The sequence below is a fragment of the Erythrobacter sp. W302b genome (assembly GCF_046452395.1).
Taxonomy (GTDB): domain Bacteria; phylum Pseudomonadota; class Alphaproteobacteria; order Sphingomonadales; family Sphingomonadaceae; genus Erythrobacter.
In genome coordinates this window covers 37,656-53,342 of sequence record NZ_JBKFDH010000002.1, presented here as the reverse complement: position 1 = coordinate 53,342, position 15,687 = coordinate 37,656, and the positions used below count along the sequence as shown (strand labels likewise).

Annotated in this window: 15 protein-coding genes; 8 read left to right on the top strand and 7 right to left on the bottom strand. The window is 61.9% G+C overall.

Annotated elements, in window-relative coordinates; translation table 11 throughout:
* Nucleotides 1-8 precede the first annotated feature (8 nt).
* Both ACLBKT_RS14805 and ACLBKT_RS14800 read left to right on the top strand, forming a co-directional pair.
* A complete protein-coding gene (locus tag ACLBKT_RS14805) occupies nucleotides 9-1,580 on the top strand; it encodes a PepSY-associated TM helix domain-containing protein (RefSeq protein ID WP_410183751.1) in 1,572 nt (523 codons plus the stop codon).
* On the top strand, nucleotides 1,577-1,888 hold the full coding sequence (locus tag ACLBKT_RS14800; RefSeq protein WP_410183750.1) for a DUF3325 domain-containing protein: 312 nt from the start codon (nucleotides 1,577-1,579) through the stop codon (nucleotides 1,886-1,888). The genes ACLBKT_RS14805 and ACLBKT_RS14800 overlap by 4 nt, the downstream gene beginning before the upstream one ends.
* Nucleotides 1,889-1,987: 99 nt before the next feature.
* Here ACLBKT_RS14800 and ACLBKT_RS14795 read toward each other — a convergent pair whose 3' ends face one another.
* Entirely contained in the window at nucleotides 1,988-2,665 is a 678-nt protein-coding gene (locus ACLBKT_RS14795) for a DUF2490 domain-containing protein (RefSeq protein WP_410183749.1), read from the bottom strand.
* Nucleotides 2,666-2,763: 98 nt separating this feature from the next.
* Nucleotides 2,764-3,351, bottom strand: a complete 588-nt coding sequence (locus tag ACLBKT_RS14790) for a phosphoribosyl-AMP cyclohydrolase (RefSeq protein WP_410183748.1) — start codon at nucleotides 3,349-3,351, stop codon at nucleotides 2,764-2,766.
* Nucleotides 3,352-3,497: 146 nt separating this feature from the next.
* Here ACLBKT_RS14790 and ACLBKT_RS14785 point away from each other — a divergent pair, with 146 nt between their 5' ends.
* The 6 genes from ACLBKT_RS14785 to ACLBKT_RS14760 all read left to right on the top strand — a co-directional run bounded on the left by ACLBKT_RS14785 (nucleotide 3,498) and on the right by ACLBKT_RS14760 (nucleotide 9,039).
* Nucleotides 3,498-4,535: a sensor histidine kinase gene (locus ACLBKT_RS14785; RefSeq protein WP_410183747.1), complete on the top strand. Its 1,038-nt coding sequence runs from the start codon at nucleotides 3,498-3,500 to the stop codon at nucleotides 4,533-4,535.
* Nucleotides 4,532-5,194 carry a response regulator gene (locus ACLBKT_RS14780; RefSeq protein ID WP_410183746.1) on the top strand — a complete coding sequence of 221 codons (663 nt, stop codon included), beginning with the start codon at nucleotides 4,532-4,534 and terminating at the stop codon, nucleotides 5,192-5,194. The genes ACLBKT_RS14785 and ACLBKT_RS14780 overlap by 4 nt, the downstream gene beginning before the upstream one ends.
* Entirely contained in the window at nucleotides 5,194-7,533 is a 2,340-nt protein-coding gene (locus tag ACLBKT_RS14775; protein WP_410183849.1) for an ATP-binding protein, read from the top strand. Before ACLBKT_RS14780 ends, ACLBKT_RS14775 begins: the two co-directional genes overlap by 1 nt.
* Entirely contained in the window at nucleotides 7,530-7,967 is a 438-nt protein-coding gene (locus ACLBKT_RS14770) for a response regulator (protein WP_410183745.1), read from the top strand. The genes ACLBKT_RS14775 and ACLBKT_RS14770 overlap by 4 nt, the downstream gene beginning before the upstream one ends.
* 172 nt (nucleotides 7,968-8,139) lie before the next feature.
* Nucleotides 8,140-8,349 carry a hypothetical protein gene (locus ACLBKT_RS14765; RefSeq protein WP_410183744.1) on the top strand — a complete coding sequence of 70 codons (210 nt, stop codon included), beginning with the start codon at nucleotides 8,140-8,142 and terminating at the stop codon, nucleotides 8,347-8,349.
* Nucleotides 8,350-8,379: 30 nt separating this feature from the next.
* Nucleotides 8,380-9,039 carry a hypothetical protein gene (locus tag ACLBKT_RS14760; protein ID WP_410183743.1) on the top strand — a complete coding sequence of 220 codons (660 nt, stop codon included), beginning with the start codon at nucleotides 8,380-8,382 and terminating at the stop codon, nucleotides 9,037-9,039.
* Between the two features lie 10 nt (nucleotides 9,040-9,049).
* Here ACLBKT_RS14760 and ACLBKT_RS14755 read toward each other — a convergent pair whose 3' ends face one another.
* The 5 genes from ACLBKT_RS14755 to ACLBKT_RS14735 all read right to left on the bottom strand — a co-directional run bounded on the left by ACLBKT_RS14755 (nucleotide 9,050) and on the right by ACLBKT_RS14735 (nucleotide 15,684).
* Nucleotides 9,050-9,742, bottom strand: coding sequence for a hypothetical protein (locus ACLBKT_RS14755; protein WP_410183742.1), 693 nt, complete (start codon nucleotides 9,740-9,742; stop codon nucleotides 9,050-9,052).
* Nucleotides 9,743-10,265: 523 nt separating this feature from the next.
* Nucleotides 10,266-13,052 (bottom strand): conjugal transfer protein TraG N-terminal domain-containing protein, encoded by a 2,787-nt coding sequence (locus ACLBKT_RS14750; protein ID WP_410183741.1) that lies wholly within the window; start codon nucleotides 13,050-13,052, stop codon nucleotides 10,266-10,268.
* Nucleotides 13,053-13,064: 12 nt separating this feature from the next.
* Nucleotides 13,065-14,507, bottom strand: a complete 1,443-nt coding sequence (locus ACLBKT_RS14745; RefSeq protein WP_410183740.1) for a conjugal transfer protein TraH — start codon at nucleotides 14,505-14,507, stop codon at nucleotides 13,065-13,067.
* Nucleotides 14,507-15,310: a conjugal transfer protein TraF gene (locus ACLBKT_RS14740; RefSeq protein WP_410183739.1), complete on the bottom strand. Its 804-nt coding sequence runs from the start codon at nucleotides 15,308-15,310 to the stop codon at nucleotides 14,507-14,509. Before ACLBKT_RS14740 ends, ACLBKT_RS14745 begins: the two co-directional genes overlap by 1 nt.
* Nucleotides 15,307-15,684 (bottom strand): hypothetical protein, encoded by a 378-nt coding sequence (locus ACLBKT_RS14735; protein ID WP_410183738.1) that lies wholly within the window; start codon nucleotides 15,682-15,684, stop codon nucleotides 15,307-15,309. The genes ACLBKT_RS14740 and ACLBKT_RS14735 overlap by 4 nt, the downstream gene beginning before the upstream one ends.
* Between the last annotated feature and the right edge of the window lie 3 nt (nucleotides 15,685-15,687).

The following is a 15,687-nucleotide window of genomic DNA, read 5'->3' as shown; positions in this document are numbered from 1 at the left end:
AAGCGGGCATGACGAGGATCAGCGCAGAGTTCCGCCACGCAATGCACTGGGCGCACAGCTGGCTGGGCGTGGTGCTGGGCATCATCATGTTCGCGGTATTCTGGATGGGCACGCTGACCATCTTCGCGCCCGAGATCGATCAGTGGATGATCCCCGAAACCCGCATCGTTCATCAGAAGCGTGACATTTCCTATGACCGCCTGCTGGCGCAATTGCCGCCGGAGGCTCAGTCGAGCGACTACATCAATTTCGTCGTCCCGACCGAGCGGCATCCGGCGATCGGGTTCTTCTATCAAGGCGCAGACGGCAGTTTCCATGAAAGGGTCCTCGATCCCGTCACGGGTCAGCCGCTGACGCTGACGGACAGTCTGGCGGCGAGCGGCTTCTTCTACCCCTTTCATCTGTCGCTGATGATCGAGTGGCAGAACCTCGGCTATTGGATCGTCGGCCTCGCCGCGCTGGCAATGCTGATCCTGCTGGTGTCTGGGCTATTCGTGCACCGCAAGATCATCGCTGAATTCTTCGTCTTCCGTCCCCGGCGCAAGGCCCGGCGCGCAACGCTCGATCTGCACAACCTGTCTTCTCTGATCGGCCTGCCGTTCTATTTCCTGATGCCCTTTTCGGGGTTGCTGATCTTCGCCTTCCTGTACCTGCCGTGGGGGATTGGCGAAGCCTTCGATGGCGACATGGACGCAGCCTATGCTGAAATGAGCGGCGATTACGCCGCGCCCGAACGCAGCGGCCGCCCCGCCCCGCTCGCCTCGGTTGATGCCATGAAGCGCGGGGCCGAGGCGCTGTGGTCGGCCGAGGAGGGCGTGCCGGTCAAGACCAACCTCGTGCGCGTGCTCAACCATGGTGATGAAACAGCGGTGGTCTATTTCCGCAACACCTTCCCCGAAGACCGGGTGGTGCTGAGCGAATATGTCGCGGTGTTCGATGGCGCGAGCGGCAGGCTGATCCGCAATTTCATCCTGCCCCCGCTGGGCGAGGCTTCGGCATGGATACAGGGCGCGCATTTCGTGCAGTTTGGCCACTGGCCGCTGCGCTGGCTCTATTTTTTCGGCGGTCTCGGCGGGTGCGTGATGATCGCCACGGGTATGTTGTTCTGGCTGCGAAGCCGCGAGAGCAAGCTGGCGAACACATCGCTCGGCTACCGCGTGGTCGAGGCGCTGATCATCGGCGGCGTCAGCGGGATCGTTCTTGCAACCGCGGCCTTCCTCGTTGCCAACAGGCTGCTGCCGAGCGATGCAGCCCTCGCTGGGATCGACCGGGCGGGGCTTGAGGTCCGGGTGTTCTGGCTGATGTGGCTCGGAACCTTCCTTCACGCTGCGGTCCTGCGCGAACGGGCATGGGGCCAGCAATGCTGGGCCATTGCAGTGTCCGGCATGGCGGCTGTGATATTGAACGAAGCGACAACACCGCACCACATCATTGCGGCGCTTTCCGGAGGGCACTGGGCCGTAGCAATTATGGACATCGTGCTGATCGCCGGTGCTGGCCTCGCCCTCTGGGCGGGTTTGCGTCTCGCGCAAAAGGCCGAACCTCGGTCTTCTGACCTGAAGGCCCTGCCCGCAGAATGAGCATGGTCCTCCTGATCGCCGCAGGGCTCGCCGGGCTTGGCGGGTGCCTCGCGCTGGCGCTCTCGCAGCACCGTCACTGGCAGGCGGCAATGCGCAGCAGCTCGCTGCCACCGCGATGGGCTCGCCGGTTAGGATGGAATCTCATCGCGGCGAGCCTCGGGTTGTTGATCATGCGCGATGGGGCCAGCTTCGCCATGCTGTTCTGGCCGCTGCTGATCGGGGCGGGCGCGCTCGTCACCGCCGGATTGCTCTCGTGGAAACCGACATTGCTGAGCCCGCTCTCGAAGTGGTGCACAGGTCGGCGTTGATGCCATGGCAAGCATCGGAACCGGCTTGGCGGGTCGCGGAAGGTGCCTTTCTATCAGTCGTAAGCACAGAGCTAGGCAGGCGTCGTAATTGCCCGCCGGTCAAAACGTCATAAACAGATTGACGTTCGCCGTATGATCAGAGCGGTCCTGCCCGTCACGGAACACGTGCTGGTTGAGATAGCCCGGCACCACCTCGATGCCCTTGGCGAGCGGGATCGAAACGCCCACGAAGTTGCGCCAGATCGACAACCCGCCGCGCTGCACGCTGCCTTCGTCGAGGTCGACGAAGGGCTCGCTATAGGCAACGATCCGGTGCCCCTTCTCGCTGATAGGCACGCGCAGCTGCACGAATTGACGCAGCCGCCACTGGGTGTCTTCCTGCTCCTCGAAGATGCGCTGCTCAAGCCGCGTGCGCGAATCCAGCGTGGTGCCGCCCGGCGTGGTCAGCAGGCGCACATTCAGTTCCTGGTAGAAGCGGTGCTCGTTCAACTCGACCGGTCCCACGGGATCGGTCAATACAAAGGCGTAGCCTCCGCCAATGTTGACGTCCTTGTTGATGCGGTAGCCGACATAGGAGCGCAGCAGCAATTGCCCGAGCCGTTCGGCATCGTTAGTGAAGCGCTCCTGTGCCTCTAGCCTCACGAACACCTTGTCGGTGGCATTGATGGTAGCAAACTGGCCAAGCCAGATGTTGCCATCCTCCTCGGTGGCGATGGCAGGAGCTGACGTAACAAAAAGGGCGGCGGCAGCGGTGGGAGCGATGGGGCGTAGGTTCATGATCACTCGCTTTGAAAAATAAAAAGCGCGGCCCCTGCGACCCTGTCGCATCGGGCCCGCGCTCCGTCCCTACAAGGGGTGGGGTAAAGGGGGGAGAATTACCCCCCGTTATAGGGAACGGACGACTGGTGCACGACGATCTTCAGCGCGCCGTCGTTCCCGCGGATATAGCCCAAGGTGTATTCCACCTTGGTCTCCTCGCCGCCGCCCACGGGCGTGAAGTAGTAATTGCCCATCGCCACCGCCATGCTGCACGCATTGTTGGTGATGCCGACATTCTTCCAGCGTACCTTGCTCCACGGCTTGATCGCGAAGCCCTTGTCTTCGGGATAGGTCGGGTTGCCGCCGACAAAGTAAGACAGCGCCGAATCGAACGAGGTGCGGAACTGGTCGACCGATGCGAGCGTCGGCTTGAACAGCACAAGGCTCAGATCATACGCATAGAATTGGTCAATAACCGCAGCAGCAGCAGCCGTGTAGTCGCCGCCCTCCTGATAGACCTTGCCGATCCTGACGATACCCTCGCCCCACGCCTTTTGCGCAGCGATGACTTCCTTTTCGGTGATGCAGTTGACGGTCTGCTCCACCGGCGCCGCAGCGGCGCGGGGGCGTTCCTTGGCGTAACCCGGCGTGCAGGCGACGGTAAGTACGGCGGCTGTGGCAAGGGCAAGAGGTCCGGTCTTCATTGGTATCTCCACATTGGCATGGCATGATTGCGATGGCTGGAGATTTGGCATGTCTTGGACATTGCGGCGTCCGCCGAATGGCAGGCCGATTGCCCTATGCCGTTCGGCATATGACAAAGACTCCGCAAAGGTTTAGCCTGTCGGTCATGTTGCCTCGTCCCTCCCCTGCACTGTCCACCGAAACAGCATCCGACCTGCGCGCGCTTTACCGCGCCGCGGAAGCGCGCGCGGCACGGCTGCGGGTGCTCGTCGAGGCGAGCAGGACGCTCGCGGCGAGCGCCCCCGGCGAACTCGATACTGCCGCACAGATAATCGCTGCCGAGGCTGCGCACCTGGCCGGTTATGCGCGAGGCACCATTGCGAGCATCGATGATTTGCCCATGGCCGGCGAGGACAGCCTTGTCATTCCGCTTGAAGCACCGGGGAGCGGGCAGGACCGTGTGGGCATGTTGGTGCTCGAACAGCGTATCGGAACGCCCACGGCTGATGACCGCGAGGCGCTGGGCATTCTAGGCCAGCTGGTCGGTGGGGCGCTGGCAGCCCACGCCCGCGAAGCGCGGCTCGCTACGCTTCTGGCAGAATTGCTCGGCGCGCAGGAGGCTGAACGCACCAGGGTTGCGCACGAACTCCACGACGGCGTTGCGCAAACCGCCGCCGCAATGGCGCGGCGGCTTGACCTTGCGACCGATGGCGATCCTGCGGACCTCATCATGGCTGCGCAACAGGCACGCGGCTTGGTTCGCGAATTGCGGCAAGTGATTTCAGGAATGCGCCCCCCGGTGCTGGATGATCTGGGACTAGCCGCAGCTCTTCGCCAGCTGATCGATGACGCCGGGGCAGCGCAGGATGTAACGTTTGATGTGAAGCTTGGCGCCCGTCCGCCGACGCTGGTTGAAACGGCGATGTTCCGCATTGTGCAGGAAGGTTTGAACAATGCCTGGGCGCATGCTGGCGCAGGAGCGCACGTGACCATCCGCGTCGGTGAGACTGATGGTCACTACCGTGTCGAAGTGGGCGACAACGGCGCGGGCTTCGATCTCCGGTCACGCCTCGCTAGCACCACCGGGCGTGGGCTCGGCTTGTCCTACATGCGCGAGCGGATCAATCGCCTTGGCGGCACGCTCGACATCAGCAGCGCCCCTGGCGAGGGCTGCCGGATCATCGCTGAGATCCCTGCCCGATGATCGGCGAGCGCAGCCCACTCCGCGTGCTGATCGCCGACGATCATGATCTGGCACGCGAGGGGCTGCGCGCGCTGCTCGAACGCGCCGGGGGCTATCTGATCGTGGCAGAGGCAAGCACCGGCGAAGAAGCCCTCGCCCTTGCCGCCGAGCACAGCCCCGATCTGGCCCTGCTTGACATCCGCTATGCCGGCGGAGGGATCGACGGGCTGGAGGTTGCGCGGCGCTTGGCAGACGCCATGCCAACTCTTGGCGTCGTGCTGTTCACCATGCACGACAGCGCCGACTATCTGCGGGCCGCAATTGCAGCCGGAGCGCGCGGGTTTCTGGCCAAGGACGCCGCCCGGAACGAGGTGCTCGCCGCTCTGGCGCAGGTCGCAGCGGGCGGCGTTGCCTTCCCGCCCGCCCTGATGCGCCGGGCCGTCTCTGAAGATCAGGCTGGTCCCGCGCTCGCGGCAATCAAGCGCCTGACCCCGCGTGAGCGCGAAGTGCTCACCGCGCTGGCTGGTGGCAGCACCAACAAGGAAATCGCGATTGCGCTCAGCATCACGCCGGGCACTGTCAAGACCCATGTGGAGCGCCTGATCGGTAAACTCGGCGTGCGCGACCGGACCCAGGCTGCGATCCTGGCCACCCGACATGGCATCGGGCGGGGGGCGTGATGGTGCAGTCCGTGTCGAACTGGTGGGCCAATCGGCCATTGGCTACCAAGGGTCTGGTGGTGGTGGCTGTCCCGCTGCTGATCTTCCTCGGCTCGGTCGCGGCGCTTTACAGTATCAGCCGGATGGAATCGCGGGCCGAGCAGGATGTCCGGCTCACCATAGCGATCCAGAACGATGTGAACGAGGTCCACGCACTGCTAGCCGAGGCATCGAGCGGCGTGCGCGGCTATCTGCTGACCGGCGAGCCGCGCTTTCTCGAACCCTATGACCGGGCTGAGCAACTGGTCCCGCAAGTCACGCAGCGCCTGCGCGGGTCGATCCGCGATGCCGAGGCATCGGTCCATCTCGCCCGGATCGAGGCACTGGCCAGCCAGAAGCGTGAGGGGCTATCGCAGCTGGTGGCGGCGCGCAGGCGAACCGGTGCGGACGTCGTCAGCAATCCCACGATCACTGCGGGTCTTGCTGCCAACAAGCAGGTGCTCGACGCCCTGCGCGGCGAGATCGAGGGGATGCAGGAACGCGAGCGCGAGCTGCTCGCGGCGCGTCAGAACCGGCTTGATTATGTTCGCTTCAACGGCCTTGTCATTACCGGCCTCCTCACCCTGGCTGGGCTGGTAGGCAGCCTGTTTGCCGTATTCCTTTTCTCCAGCGGGATCGTGCGGCGGGTGCAGCGGCTCGAACGCGATGCGGTGCTGCTGGCGCAGGGCGAAGCGCTGGACGAACGCGAGGCCGGGCGTGACGAGATCGGCCTGCTGGCCGTGCGCATGACCGAGGCAAGCGCGCTTCTGCGGGCGCGCGAACAGGCCCTGCGCGAGGGCGAGGAACGCTTCCGACTGGTGATCGAGGGTGTGCGCGATTACGGCATTTTCGCGCTCGATCCGCAGGGCAAGGTGGTCAGTTGGAACACCGGTGCCGAGCGCATCAAAGGCTGGACGAGCGACGAAATCCTCGGCCGCCACTTCTCAACCTTCTATCCGGGTGATGATGCGCACGACCGGTCCATGCGCAACCTTGCAGAAGCGGTGCGCGATGGCCGGATGGAGGATGAAGGCTGGCGCATCCGGAAAGACGGCACCCTGTTCTGGGCCAATGTCGTCATCACTGCCCTGCGCGACGAAGCGGGCGAGCTGCGCGGCTTTTCCAAGGTGACGCGCGACATCACCGAACGCCGCCGCGCGCAGGAAGCGCTTGAGCACGCCCGGCAGGAAGCAGAGCAGGCAAGCACCGCCAAAAGCCTGTTCCTGTCGCGGATGAGCCACGAATTGCGCACGCCGCTCAATGCTATTCTGGGCTTTGCCCAGCTGCTGGAGCTCGATCATTCCGGGCGCGGCAAGACCGACGCGGCGAGCATCGACCAGATTTTGCGGGCAGGCCGCCATCTGCTGGCATTGATTGACGAGGTGCTCGACATCGCACGGATCGAGGCTGGCAAGTTGGGCATGGAGATCGTACCGGTGGCGCTTGGCGATACTATTAGCGAGGCTGTCGGACTTTCACTGCCCGAGGCGGAAAGCGACGGCATTGCGATCAAGCACGCCACCGGCACCCTCGCCCCGGTGGCGGCGGACCGGCGGCGCTTGCTGCAAGTGCTGCTCAACCTGCTCAGCAATGCGATCAAGTACAACCGGCCCGGCGGCGAGGTGGTGATCACCACGCAGGTCGCAGGGGAACGGGTGCGGGTCGAGGTGGTCGACAGCGGCATCGGGGTCGATCCGGGACAGGCTGACGATCTGTTCCAGCCCTTCACCCGGCTTGCCGCTGGAGCGGCGCGCACCGAAGGCACGGGTCTGGGCCTGTCGCTTTCGCGCGCGCTGATCGAGGCGATGGGCGGGGCGATCGGCTATGCGCCGCGCCCCGACGGCAGCGACGGGGCGTGCTTCTGGTTCGAACTGCCCTTGACCGCTCAGTCCCAGATGCCCGATTTGCAGCCCGCCCGGCCCCCGCTGCCGAACCACACGGCCCCCAATCACCTGACAATCCTGGTGGTCGAGGACAATCTCGCCAATGCGCAGCTGATCGAGGCGGTCGCGGCCCGCCATTGGCCCGAGGCGCGGATTGTTCATGCCATGCAGGCCCGGCTCGGGCTCGATCTGGCGCTGCGCCATAGCCCCGATCTGGTGCTGTTGGACCTGCACCTGCCCGACATGGATGGGGATTGGGTGTTGCGCGAACTCGGCGCGTCCTTCCCCGATCTGCCGGTGATCCTGCTCACTGCCGACGCCATCGCCGCGCAATCCGACTGGATTTCGCGCGGGGCCGCAGCGGTGCTGACCAAGCCAATCGACGTCCCGGCCCTGCTTGAGGCGGTCGAACAGGCGCTCATGGAGCGAACGTCATGACCACGCCGCGCAAGTTGCAGGATGCCCGCATCCTTGCGATCGACGACGAACCCGCCAATCTCGCATTGGTCGAGGCGGTGCTGACGCGCGAGGGCTATCGGCACTTCGAGGCACTCACAGAACCGCGCCTCGCAGCCGAACGCCACCTCGCCTTCAAGCCCGACTTGGTGCTGCTGGATCTGATGATGCCGAGCATTGACGGCTATGCCCTGCTCGACAGCCTCGGGCGGCTTACTGGTGAGGGCGATCTCGTCCCCATCATGGTGCTGACGGCGGACACCTCGATAGAAGCCAAGCGCCGCGCGCTGGCGCTCGGTGCGCGCGATATTGTGACCAAGCCGTTCGACGTGTTCGAATTCGCGCTGCGGGTGGCAAATTTGATCGAACTGCGCATAATGTTTCAGAGATTGGCTGAAGGCATTCCCCAGCCCTAAGAAAGAGCTTGGCACGTCTAAGAACCCTCGCCTTGCACGCTGCGACAGACGATCGCCGTGTTGGCAAAATCGCCTCAATTCAAAGGTTCAAAGACCATTGGTACCCAGTGATACGGTCTTGACACCGAGCCCGTAGCAATGCGACCGAACTAGTGGTCGAAACGAGAACCTAATGGCAAACTACGACGACGCCCTGAGAGTAATGGACGCGGTCGCTAAGTACCGTGAAGACGAGAGTTTGCCCGACGACCCGCACGAAATCGACCGCCTCTGCGAGCGATTGTTCTCGGACGATGGGTTTGACGAAGTGGCCATCGAGTGGAAACGCATTTCGAATTACGAGCGTGAGGTCCACGGAGGCGATTGGCCAAAGGCCGATTGATGAGATTTGCCGCCATGCTACTATCCTTGCATGGCGAAACGGATCGATCTCTACCAGGAAGCGTCCAAGCGCATGGCAATCAGCCCCGACGCTTGCATGGAGCGCATTCGGCGCTGCAGCATCAGTTCAAAATTCGGATATGAGAGCGCTGACCCGGCGTCGCTTGCCGCGATCGTGGAAATGCACGCAGACTGGGGTGCCGCCGCATTTGCGGAACTGCGGAGTACCGGTTTCATCAAGACGGACTGGGCCCGTTTCAAATGGTACCAGCCCAGCGGCAAGGAACTCGATGATAAGATAGCCGAGCTAGCGGCAATCGAAGCTGCGGCAATCATCAGGCTGTCGTCCATGGACTGCGTGCCGGCACTACCTGCTATCCGCGCCTTGGCTGAGAACTTCCTCGAAGAAGCGGATGGAGGGGACACGATCGCAGCGAGCCTCGCTCATAACAGGATGATGCTGGCGATCGTCAGCGCCACCGGCGAGCTTCGCCTCATGGAAGATTACGTCAAACACGCCAGTGTGGCGGTCGCCTATGCAGTTGCGGCTCGACTTGAGGCTGCCGACCTCGAGGGCATGAAACGTTCAGCTAAAGTCATTGTGGACCTTATCGGGACGACCGAACCGCGGGACTGCGCAGCCGAAGCTGTGGCCATGCGGCTCCACCCGAGAGAGCCCGTGAACGCGTGAGGCATACCACTCAGCAAAGCGGCAAGGCTGCCTGACCGACCTCCTCCAGAGGCTCGATAATCGGCGTGAATGTACGGGAGCTGCCCGCATAGGTTGGATAGCCCGCGATGTTATCCTCGATCGTCTGGAATCCATTCTGGCGGTCATTGACCGGATAGATGCCCTCGCCCATCTTTTCGATGAGCGTTTGCAGCGAAGGGGCGATGCCATCGAAGAATATCCGGCTAGCCGCTCGAACGCCCGCAAGGTCGCCTGACCTCGCTGCATCAAGGAACCGGTCGCTTGCCTCAACCAGAAACCCTGTGCGGACAGCATAAGAGTCTGCCATCCAAAGAAGGCGGAAAAACGCTTGGGGGATGAACTGCGAAACTAGGTTGGCCAAGGTACTTTCCTTGCCACCCAGGACGATATGGGTGAGCCCCATTGCACCGAGAAAGAAGTCCTCGTGGTTCACAGGGACGTTTCGAATGCGTTCGTCAATGAATGCCGCGAGAGGGCCAAGATTTCCAACCCCGGACTGCGCCAATCGGACTGCCCCGATCTCGACAATGGCGCCCAACGAAAGGCGCCATTCCTCAACTTGGCTCTGCGAGAATGTTGAGATGACATAGGACGTGCCCGAGCGGGTAAGATAGCCACCAACCTTCAAGGCGACCAGCAGCCTGCGCGCCCTATTGATATGAAGCCCATAGTGCGCAGCCATGTCCGGGGCAGAGTAAGGTGCTCCAGCCTTGAGCTCGCCAAATAGAATGCGCTCTCGAAGATCGAGATATGTCGCGTCAGTCTTCGATAACATGCTCTCAACGGCTCGCTTGAATTCAGCGTAACCGCTCCCCTTCTGGTATGATTCCGGCAGCCAGCGCAATCGCGCATACAAATCGAATCGGCAATCGCCTCCTAACCCCTCGCAGCGTTGAACCTATGATTGTCTTTCTGGCGTAAAAACGCTACGGAAAGGCTAGGAGAACGGCGATGGGATTCCTAAACCCGCATGGCAACGATGGACCGATAGAGCACTACTACAGAACGGGTGACCCATCTCGCGGTTACCCGCCCAGTGACCATCTTACCCGCCTCGGTGAGTTAGACGCATCGACCGGCCCTCTGAATCATGGCGGATCCACAACACGCACCAGTTCAATCATTGCCCTGCTACTGTCGATTGCCTTTCTCGTGGTCGCTTTTCTCAGCTGGTAGCCTATTGGGTTGATCGAGCGCTCAGACAATCAACGCTGATCCTTGTCATAGAAGCGTTGATTGAAGCGTTCGTCGGCACCGCCCTCACCTTTCCGGTCCTGCTGAAATTCCTGACGGCGCTGGCCGGATCGAGTGACATTGGTCTCATAGCGCTGTCCGAGAGACTGACCGCCTTCATCGATTCGATCGCTGATCGCGCTGTCTGACGCCCCCTCGACAAGATTGCTCGGTGATCCGACTGAGCGGCGAGGCCCCAGTCCGTGTAAGTCTGTCTCCGTAAATGCGCCCGGGCCCGAGACATTGCCAACAAGCGAACCGGGCTGCGGGATCAGATCATTGAATGGCGCCACGCGCTGATCATAGTAGTCGGCGATGATGGCCCGCGCGACCACTTCAGCAGTCGCCTGCTCTTGGGGGCTGAGATCTGTGCGTGCCAGACTCGGTGCCGTCAGCCCCAGTTCAGCCGCCTTTTCCTGGTACCGGCTTGCGATAATCTGGCTGAGGTCAAAGGAGAGATTGGACCCATACCCATCCCTGCTCGAAGTGTTGCTACTGAGGGATTTCGAGACCTCATCGATCGCCGCAATGCGCTTATCTATCCGCCGAACGTCCTCAAGCGCCTGTTCGCGGGAAAAGGCCGTCTCCGAATACCCCTCGCTCCGGCTGAAGCTGCCACTCTGCGCATAGCTGCCGCTGTCCTGCGTCGCGTTGGATCCATTCGACCGATTATCCGATGTAGAAGAATCGAAGCCTTGGCTCTGGTTGGCATCGGTTCCACGGCTTACGGTGTCAAATCTCGACCGTCCGCCGCTGATGCCGGTTTGAACATTGCCTCCAATGGCACCATTGGCGCCACTGCCGCCCTCGCCATTGGCAGCGCGATTGCCGCCGCGTCCCGCTGAACCACCAACGCTAAGCGAGCCACCTTTGGTTGTTTCGAGACGATCCGTATTGCTTTGCTGGGCTCCCTGCGACGAATTCACACGATCACTCTCCGAGACCGTGTCGCGAGCCTCAAGCGACTGGTTGTCAAACCGCTGCAGGTTCTCGCCCGACCGGAACCCTGCAGAACTCTCTGACCCGCTGGAATTACGGGTGCCGGTTGTTTGCCGGCTCGACGTTCGATCAGCCAATGATAGCGCGCGGGAACGCTCTTCGCTCAGCGTATTACGTGCAGTTTCCAGTTCGGAGAGCGTCTGCTGGCGCTCAGCATTCGCGAACTGGCTGACAGAAGATGCAAACGCGAGGCGGCTCATCGCAGGTGAGGTGTCGTAAATCGTCGACCCATCTGATGTTGTTCGGGTTATCGCGGCATTCGCACCTACGCTCGACATGATCGGCGCGCCCCCGGAGAAAGACGGCGCCGTGTTCCACTGGTCAGACTGCCGGTTGGAGCTCGAGAGGTTCATATAGCTCTCGTTGCCGTAGGCATAATTGCCGGTCGTGCGCTCCACCGCTGCGGCCTCGGCCGCAGACTGGGCAGGCGCCAACATCGACGTTGCCTGAGACGAGACCGCCATCGCGCCTTTGGCCATGCCCGCCGCCAGAAACGGGATCGACATCATCAGGAAGCCTGCAATCGTTGCCGTATCCGTGTTGACGGCATCGATGCCTGCCATCCCGGCCATCGTCACCCCGCCCGGCGAGGTCGCGTTCATCGCATCAGCCGTCCGGTCCATGATGAACATGTGCAGGACCACGTAGAGCGGCCCCCAGGCGGCCAGGTAGAAGAAGCCGGTAAAGTATCCCTTTAACGCAGGCGTGCCGCTGCGCGGGATGAGGAAGAGCGGGAAGATCACCGGGAACATCGCATAAAAGACGACCGTCAGCACGATGTTGAGCAGCGGGACCCAGGTCATGGCCTGCTCCGCTATCGACGTATAGGTGTTGCGGGCCTGCTCCTCTGCACGCAGGACAGCAAAGGTGTCACCATCTGCCGCGCCGAGGTTGGCACGCGCCTGCAGGAAGGCGTTGACGAGCGAGCGCTGTTGAAAAATCTGCTGGGCGGACTGCGAACTGCCATGGAAATGGTTGGCGACAATCGGAAGGTCCGCAATCAGCTTCGAGCGCGCGAGCGCTGGGGTTAACCCGGGGAAAATCTTGCGACCTTCTTCCTCGAGTGCCGTATCGGAATAGGTCGTAACGCCGGTGGCGATCGCCGTATAACCGGCCTGACACGTGACGATGGTAGGAGCGCCGCTTTCAGGGATGAACTTCATCCCCCGCGCAGGCGATCCCGGCCCCATCTCCGTCAGAATATCGTTGGAGTTCGCGATCGTGTCGAAGGATTTGAAGCCTAGCAGAATATCGTAGAACAGGCACTGCTTCATGTACTCTTCAAGATTGGCGCTGATGCGGGGATCGCGAATCCGGAAGTCCTGAGTGCGGTCCCAAAGGCGCGCGCCGTAAATCATGCCGTTGCTCGACATCTGCAGCGAACCCGGCATCACGAATACCGTCTCAGCCGTGCGCGTGAGCCAATCGCCAGCGGTGGAACTGACCGAGGCTATCATTGCCAGCCCCAGAGGGACGTAGGCAACCGTAGCGGGTGCCAAGGATGGATTGAGACGGTCGGTTACCCTCACCGTCATCGTGGGCACGATGAGGGCGCCGTACATAAGCGTCGCCCCCAGAAACCAGTTGAACCAGGCACGCCAATCGAGGCTGAACGCCAGCACCAGTAGCGTGTAGATCAAGCCCATGACCATTACTACGCGCAGCAGCGAGCGAAACCCCCCTCCCCCTGTCCAAGCGGACACCGCATTGAAGACGTTGACGATGTATTCGCCCCCGCCGATCGTGAAGATCTCCATCATGGCACGCGGTCCCTACTGGATGCCCTGGCGCGAAAGCGACGTGCTGAATGACAGCGCGGCCGACATCTGCGGCGACAGATTGTTCCTGAGCGTGCCCTCAAGGAACACCGCGCGCTGAACCACATGCTGAGTCCGGTCGAGGCGCAGCTTCATGCCTTGCGAGTATGTGTCGAGAACCTGACGCACCGAATTGATCTGATCGCGCCACTGCGAAAGAGCTTCCTCATTGGCGTTCTGGAAGGTCCCGACCCCGCGCGAGGCATAGCCATAATATTGCTGAGCAAGCGCATCGAGGAGATCCATCGCCACGATTTCGGCAAGGTCATTCATATCGTTGCTGGTCATGCCGCCAAGGGTTGCGGCCGCATTGACCGTCATGATCTTGTAGAGCGGTATCGTGGTCGCCCCGAGCAAGCCGATCTCGTCACTGGTGAGCGCGGCATTGCTGCGAACCTTCGCGTTCATGCTCTCGATCATCGCTCGGACCCTGGGTTTCAACGCCTGTGATGCCGAAATCGACATGGCCTGCGTGGTTGGGTTGAGGCACTTGTCGTTGGTATCGCAGTTCAGCATCGTCACCGAACTGGTGCCGTCCAGAAGCGCGGTCAAAAGGGCGCGGTCGCCCTGCCCCACGAACTGGAACCCGCGTTTGCCACTGGCATCGCCATCCTGGTAGAAGATCACCGTCCCGACGAAGGTCATGAGGTACTCACGAAACTCGGTCGAGAAACTGGGGTAGCTTTGCTTGAGCATCTCCCACGTGAAGTTGTAACTCTGTGCGGGAATGTTGGGATCGCTGTTGGCCGCGATCGTCGAGGCACGCTGCCCACCTGTCCCGCATTCATGGCGGCTCTTGGCCCAGTCGGAGAACAGCCCCTGGCTGTTGCCGACCGACTTGCAAATCTCGGAGGACATCCGATCAGACTTGCCCCACAAGCCGCCGACCAGATTCTGCGCCACCTCGCAGCTGTTCATGTTGAACTGGTTCATCTGCTGAACCTTCTGTGCCATCTCCTCGATGGTCGAGGCGATCTGCGGGCTGATCGACTTGATCGCGAGCTGGAAGGCAAAGCCCAGCGCGTTGTTGGCCGTCGCTTTGAGCATCGCCACGATCTCATCGGTGTTGATGAAGGAGAAGCTGCCGGAGAAGACGTCGATGCCCCCGCATCCAGCCTTGACCCCGGGCAGCTGGAGATTGACAGGGTTCACGTTCTTTTGCGGAAAGCGGGTCCAGATGTTGCCGCCCGAGTAATAGCCTGCCGACTGGCCCTGATAGGCGACGGGGCCGGTGGCATTGGCGGCGGCACCCATATCGTCAAAGAAGCTATTGAGCTCCGAGCCGACATTGGCACTGGCCGGGGCTGCAGCGAAACTCGCTGCGGCAAGCACGGCAAGTGCCGTCCCCGACGAGCGGAAGAGGCGGGCGGCAACGCCGCGCTTGGTCTGGCGTGCCATCAGTAGTCACTCCCGGGCTCAATCTGGGTGAGGTAGAAAATGCGCTGCATCACATCGTCGGCTGCCATCACGCCGTAACCGATCGGAATCGGCTTGCGTGTCTGGGTGTCGAAAAGGACCAGCGCCGGCACAGCTCCGCCCTGCAGACCCATGCGCTGGTACTGGCCGCTATCGACGACATAATTGGGGAAGGCTTCGTTGGGCCCGCCATCCATCGAGACCGCGAGCACCTCGAGCCCGTATGTGTCGGACAGCGCCCGCATTACCGGCGAAAAGGTTCGGCAAGCCGAGCATGACGATGAGTAGAAATAGAAGACGCCGTAGCGCTCGGTGAGCGCCGCCATTGAGCCCTCACGCTGGGCTTTGCGAGCCTCTGCCCAAGTCTGTTTTGCGAGAGTCGAAACAGGCCGTTCGAGCGTATAGTCGAGATCGGGGTTCTGCCAGATCGAGCGACCCCACACGTCCGCGAATGTCGAAGCGCGGTCGAGCTGCTCGCGCTGGAACCGGATATAGCTGACGATGTTTTCGGACGTTGGATCGAGAATGGCCCGTGCCTTGAGCTCATCCAGCTGCGCCGTAATCTGAGCCATGCGCTCGGTCGCAGGAGTGGCTGGCGATGCGGGCCTTGCCTGCTCGCGTGCCTTGCGCTTGGCTTCCTCCGAGTTGCAGTAAAACCAGCTCCCAAGCTTGCGCTCGTCGCAGTAGAACGCATCGCGATTGGCATCAGCGGGTGGCTGGGCGAGCAAGGGGACAGCCGCCGACCCGAGGGCTGCTGCAAGGCTCAGGATCGCTAGTTTCGTCATGGGCGTTTTCCTTTTTCAAGGTCGAGCATCTGCAAGAGGAAGGCAGTCTTGAAATAACCGCGGCCACGGTCGATCATCCGGATCATTCCCCCCGACAGGGTGGTGGTCGCCTCCACACCTGCAGGCGTGAGGCAAAAGTCGAACTCGCCATCGCTCACCCGCCTGATCGATCCACAATCAAGAAGGCGCCGGATGGATGCTGCCAATTCTCCGACGGTCGCAGGCCGCAAGAACCAGTCTTTGATGAGCGCGAACATCTCTGTCTCGCTGCGCGCCAGATCACGACCAATGGCGACACTGACCGCGAGATCGAGCACCTGCGCGGGCGGAAACGGCTCGCTATCCGGGAAGGCAAGAATATCAGCACCGCTCATGGG

Coding starts and splice junctions, on each gene's coding strand:
- ACLBKT_RS14805 (WP_410183751.1), top strand. CDS start 9: ATGACGAGGATCAGCGCAGAGTTCCGCCACGCAATGCACTGGGCGCAC.
- ACLBKT_RS14800 (WP_410183750.1), top strand. CDS start 1,577: ATGAGCATGGTCCTCCTGATCGCCGCAGGGCTCGCCGGGCTTGGCGGG.
- ACLBKT_RS14795 (WP_410183749.1), bottom strand. CDS start 2,665: ATGAACCTACGCCCCATCGCTCCCACCGCTGCCGCCGCCCTTTTTGTT.
- ACLBKT_RS14790 (WP_410183748.1), bottom strand. CDS start 3,351: ATGAAGACCGGACCTCTTGCCCTTGCCACAGCCGCCGTACTTACCGTC.
- ACLBKT_RS14785 (WP_410183747.1), top strand. CDS start 3,498: ATGTTGCCTCGTCCCTCCCCTGCACTGTCCACCGAAACAGCATCCGAC.
- ACLBKT_RS14780 (WP_410183746.1), top strand. CDS start 4,532: ATGATCGGCGAGCGCAGCCCACTCCGCGTGCTGATCGCCGACGATCAT.
- ACLBKT_RS14775 (WP_410183849.1), top strand. CDS start 5,194: ATGGTGCAGTCCGTGTCGAACTGGTGGGCCAATCGGCCATTGGCTACC.
- ACLBKT_RS14770 (WP_410183745.1), top strand. CDS start 7,530: ATGACCACGCCGCGCAAGTTGCAGGATGCCCGCATCCTTGCGATCGAC.
- ACLBKT_RS14765 (WP_410183744.1), top strand. CDS start 8,140: ATGGCAAACTACGACGACGCCCTGAGAGTAATGGACGCGGTCGCTAAG.
- ACLBKT_RS14760 (WP_410183743.1), top strand. CDS start 8,380: ATGGCGAAACGGATCGATCTCTACCAGGAAGCGTCCAAGCGCATGGCA.
- ACLBKT_RS14755 (WP_410183742.1), bottom strand. CDS start 9,742: ATGGCTGCGCACTATGGGCTTCATATCAATAGGGCGCGCAGGCTGCTG.
- ACLBKT_RS14750 (WP_410183741.1), bottom strand. CDS start 13,052: ATGATGGAGATCTTCACGATCGGCGGGGGCGAATACATCGTCAACGTC.
- ACLBKT_RS14745 (WP_410183740.1), bottom strand. CDS start 14,507: ATGGCACGCCAGACCAAGCGCGGCGTTGCCGCCCGCCTCTTCCGCTCG.
- ACLBKT_RS14740 (WP_410183739.1), bottom strand. CDS start 15,310: ATGACGAAACTAGCGATCCTGAGCCTTGCAGCAGCCCTCGGGTCGGCG.
- ACLBKT_RS14735 (WP_410183738.1), bottom strand. CDS start 15,684: ATGAGCGGTGCTGATATTCTTGCCTTCCCGGATAGCGAGCCGTTTCCG.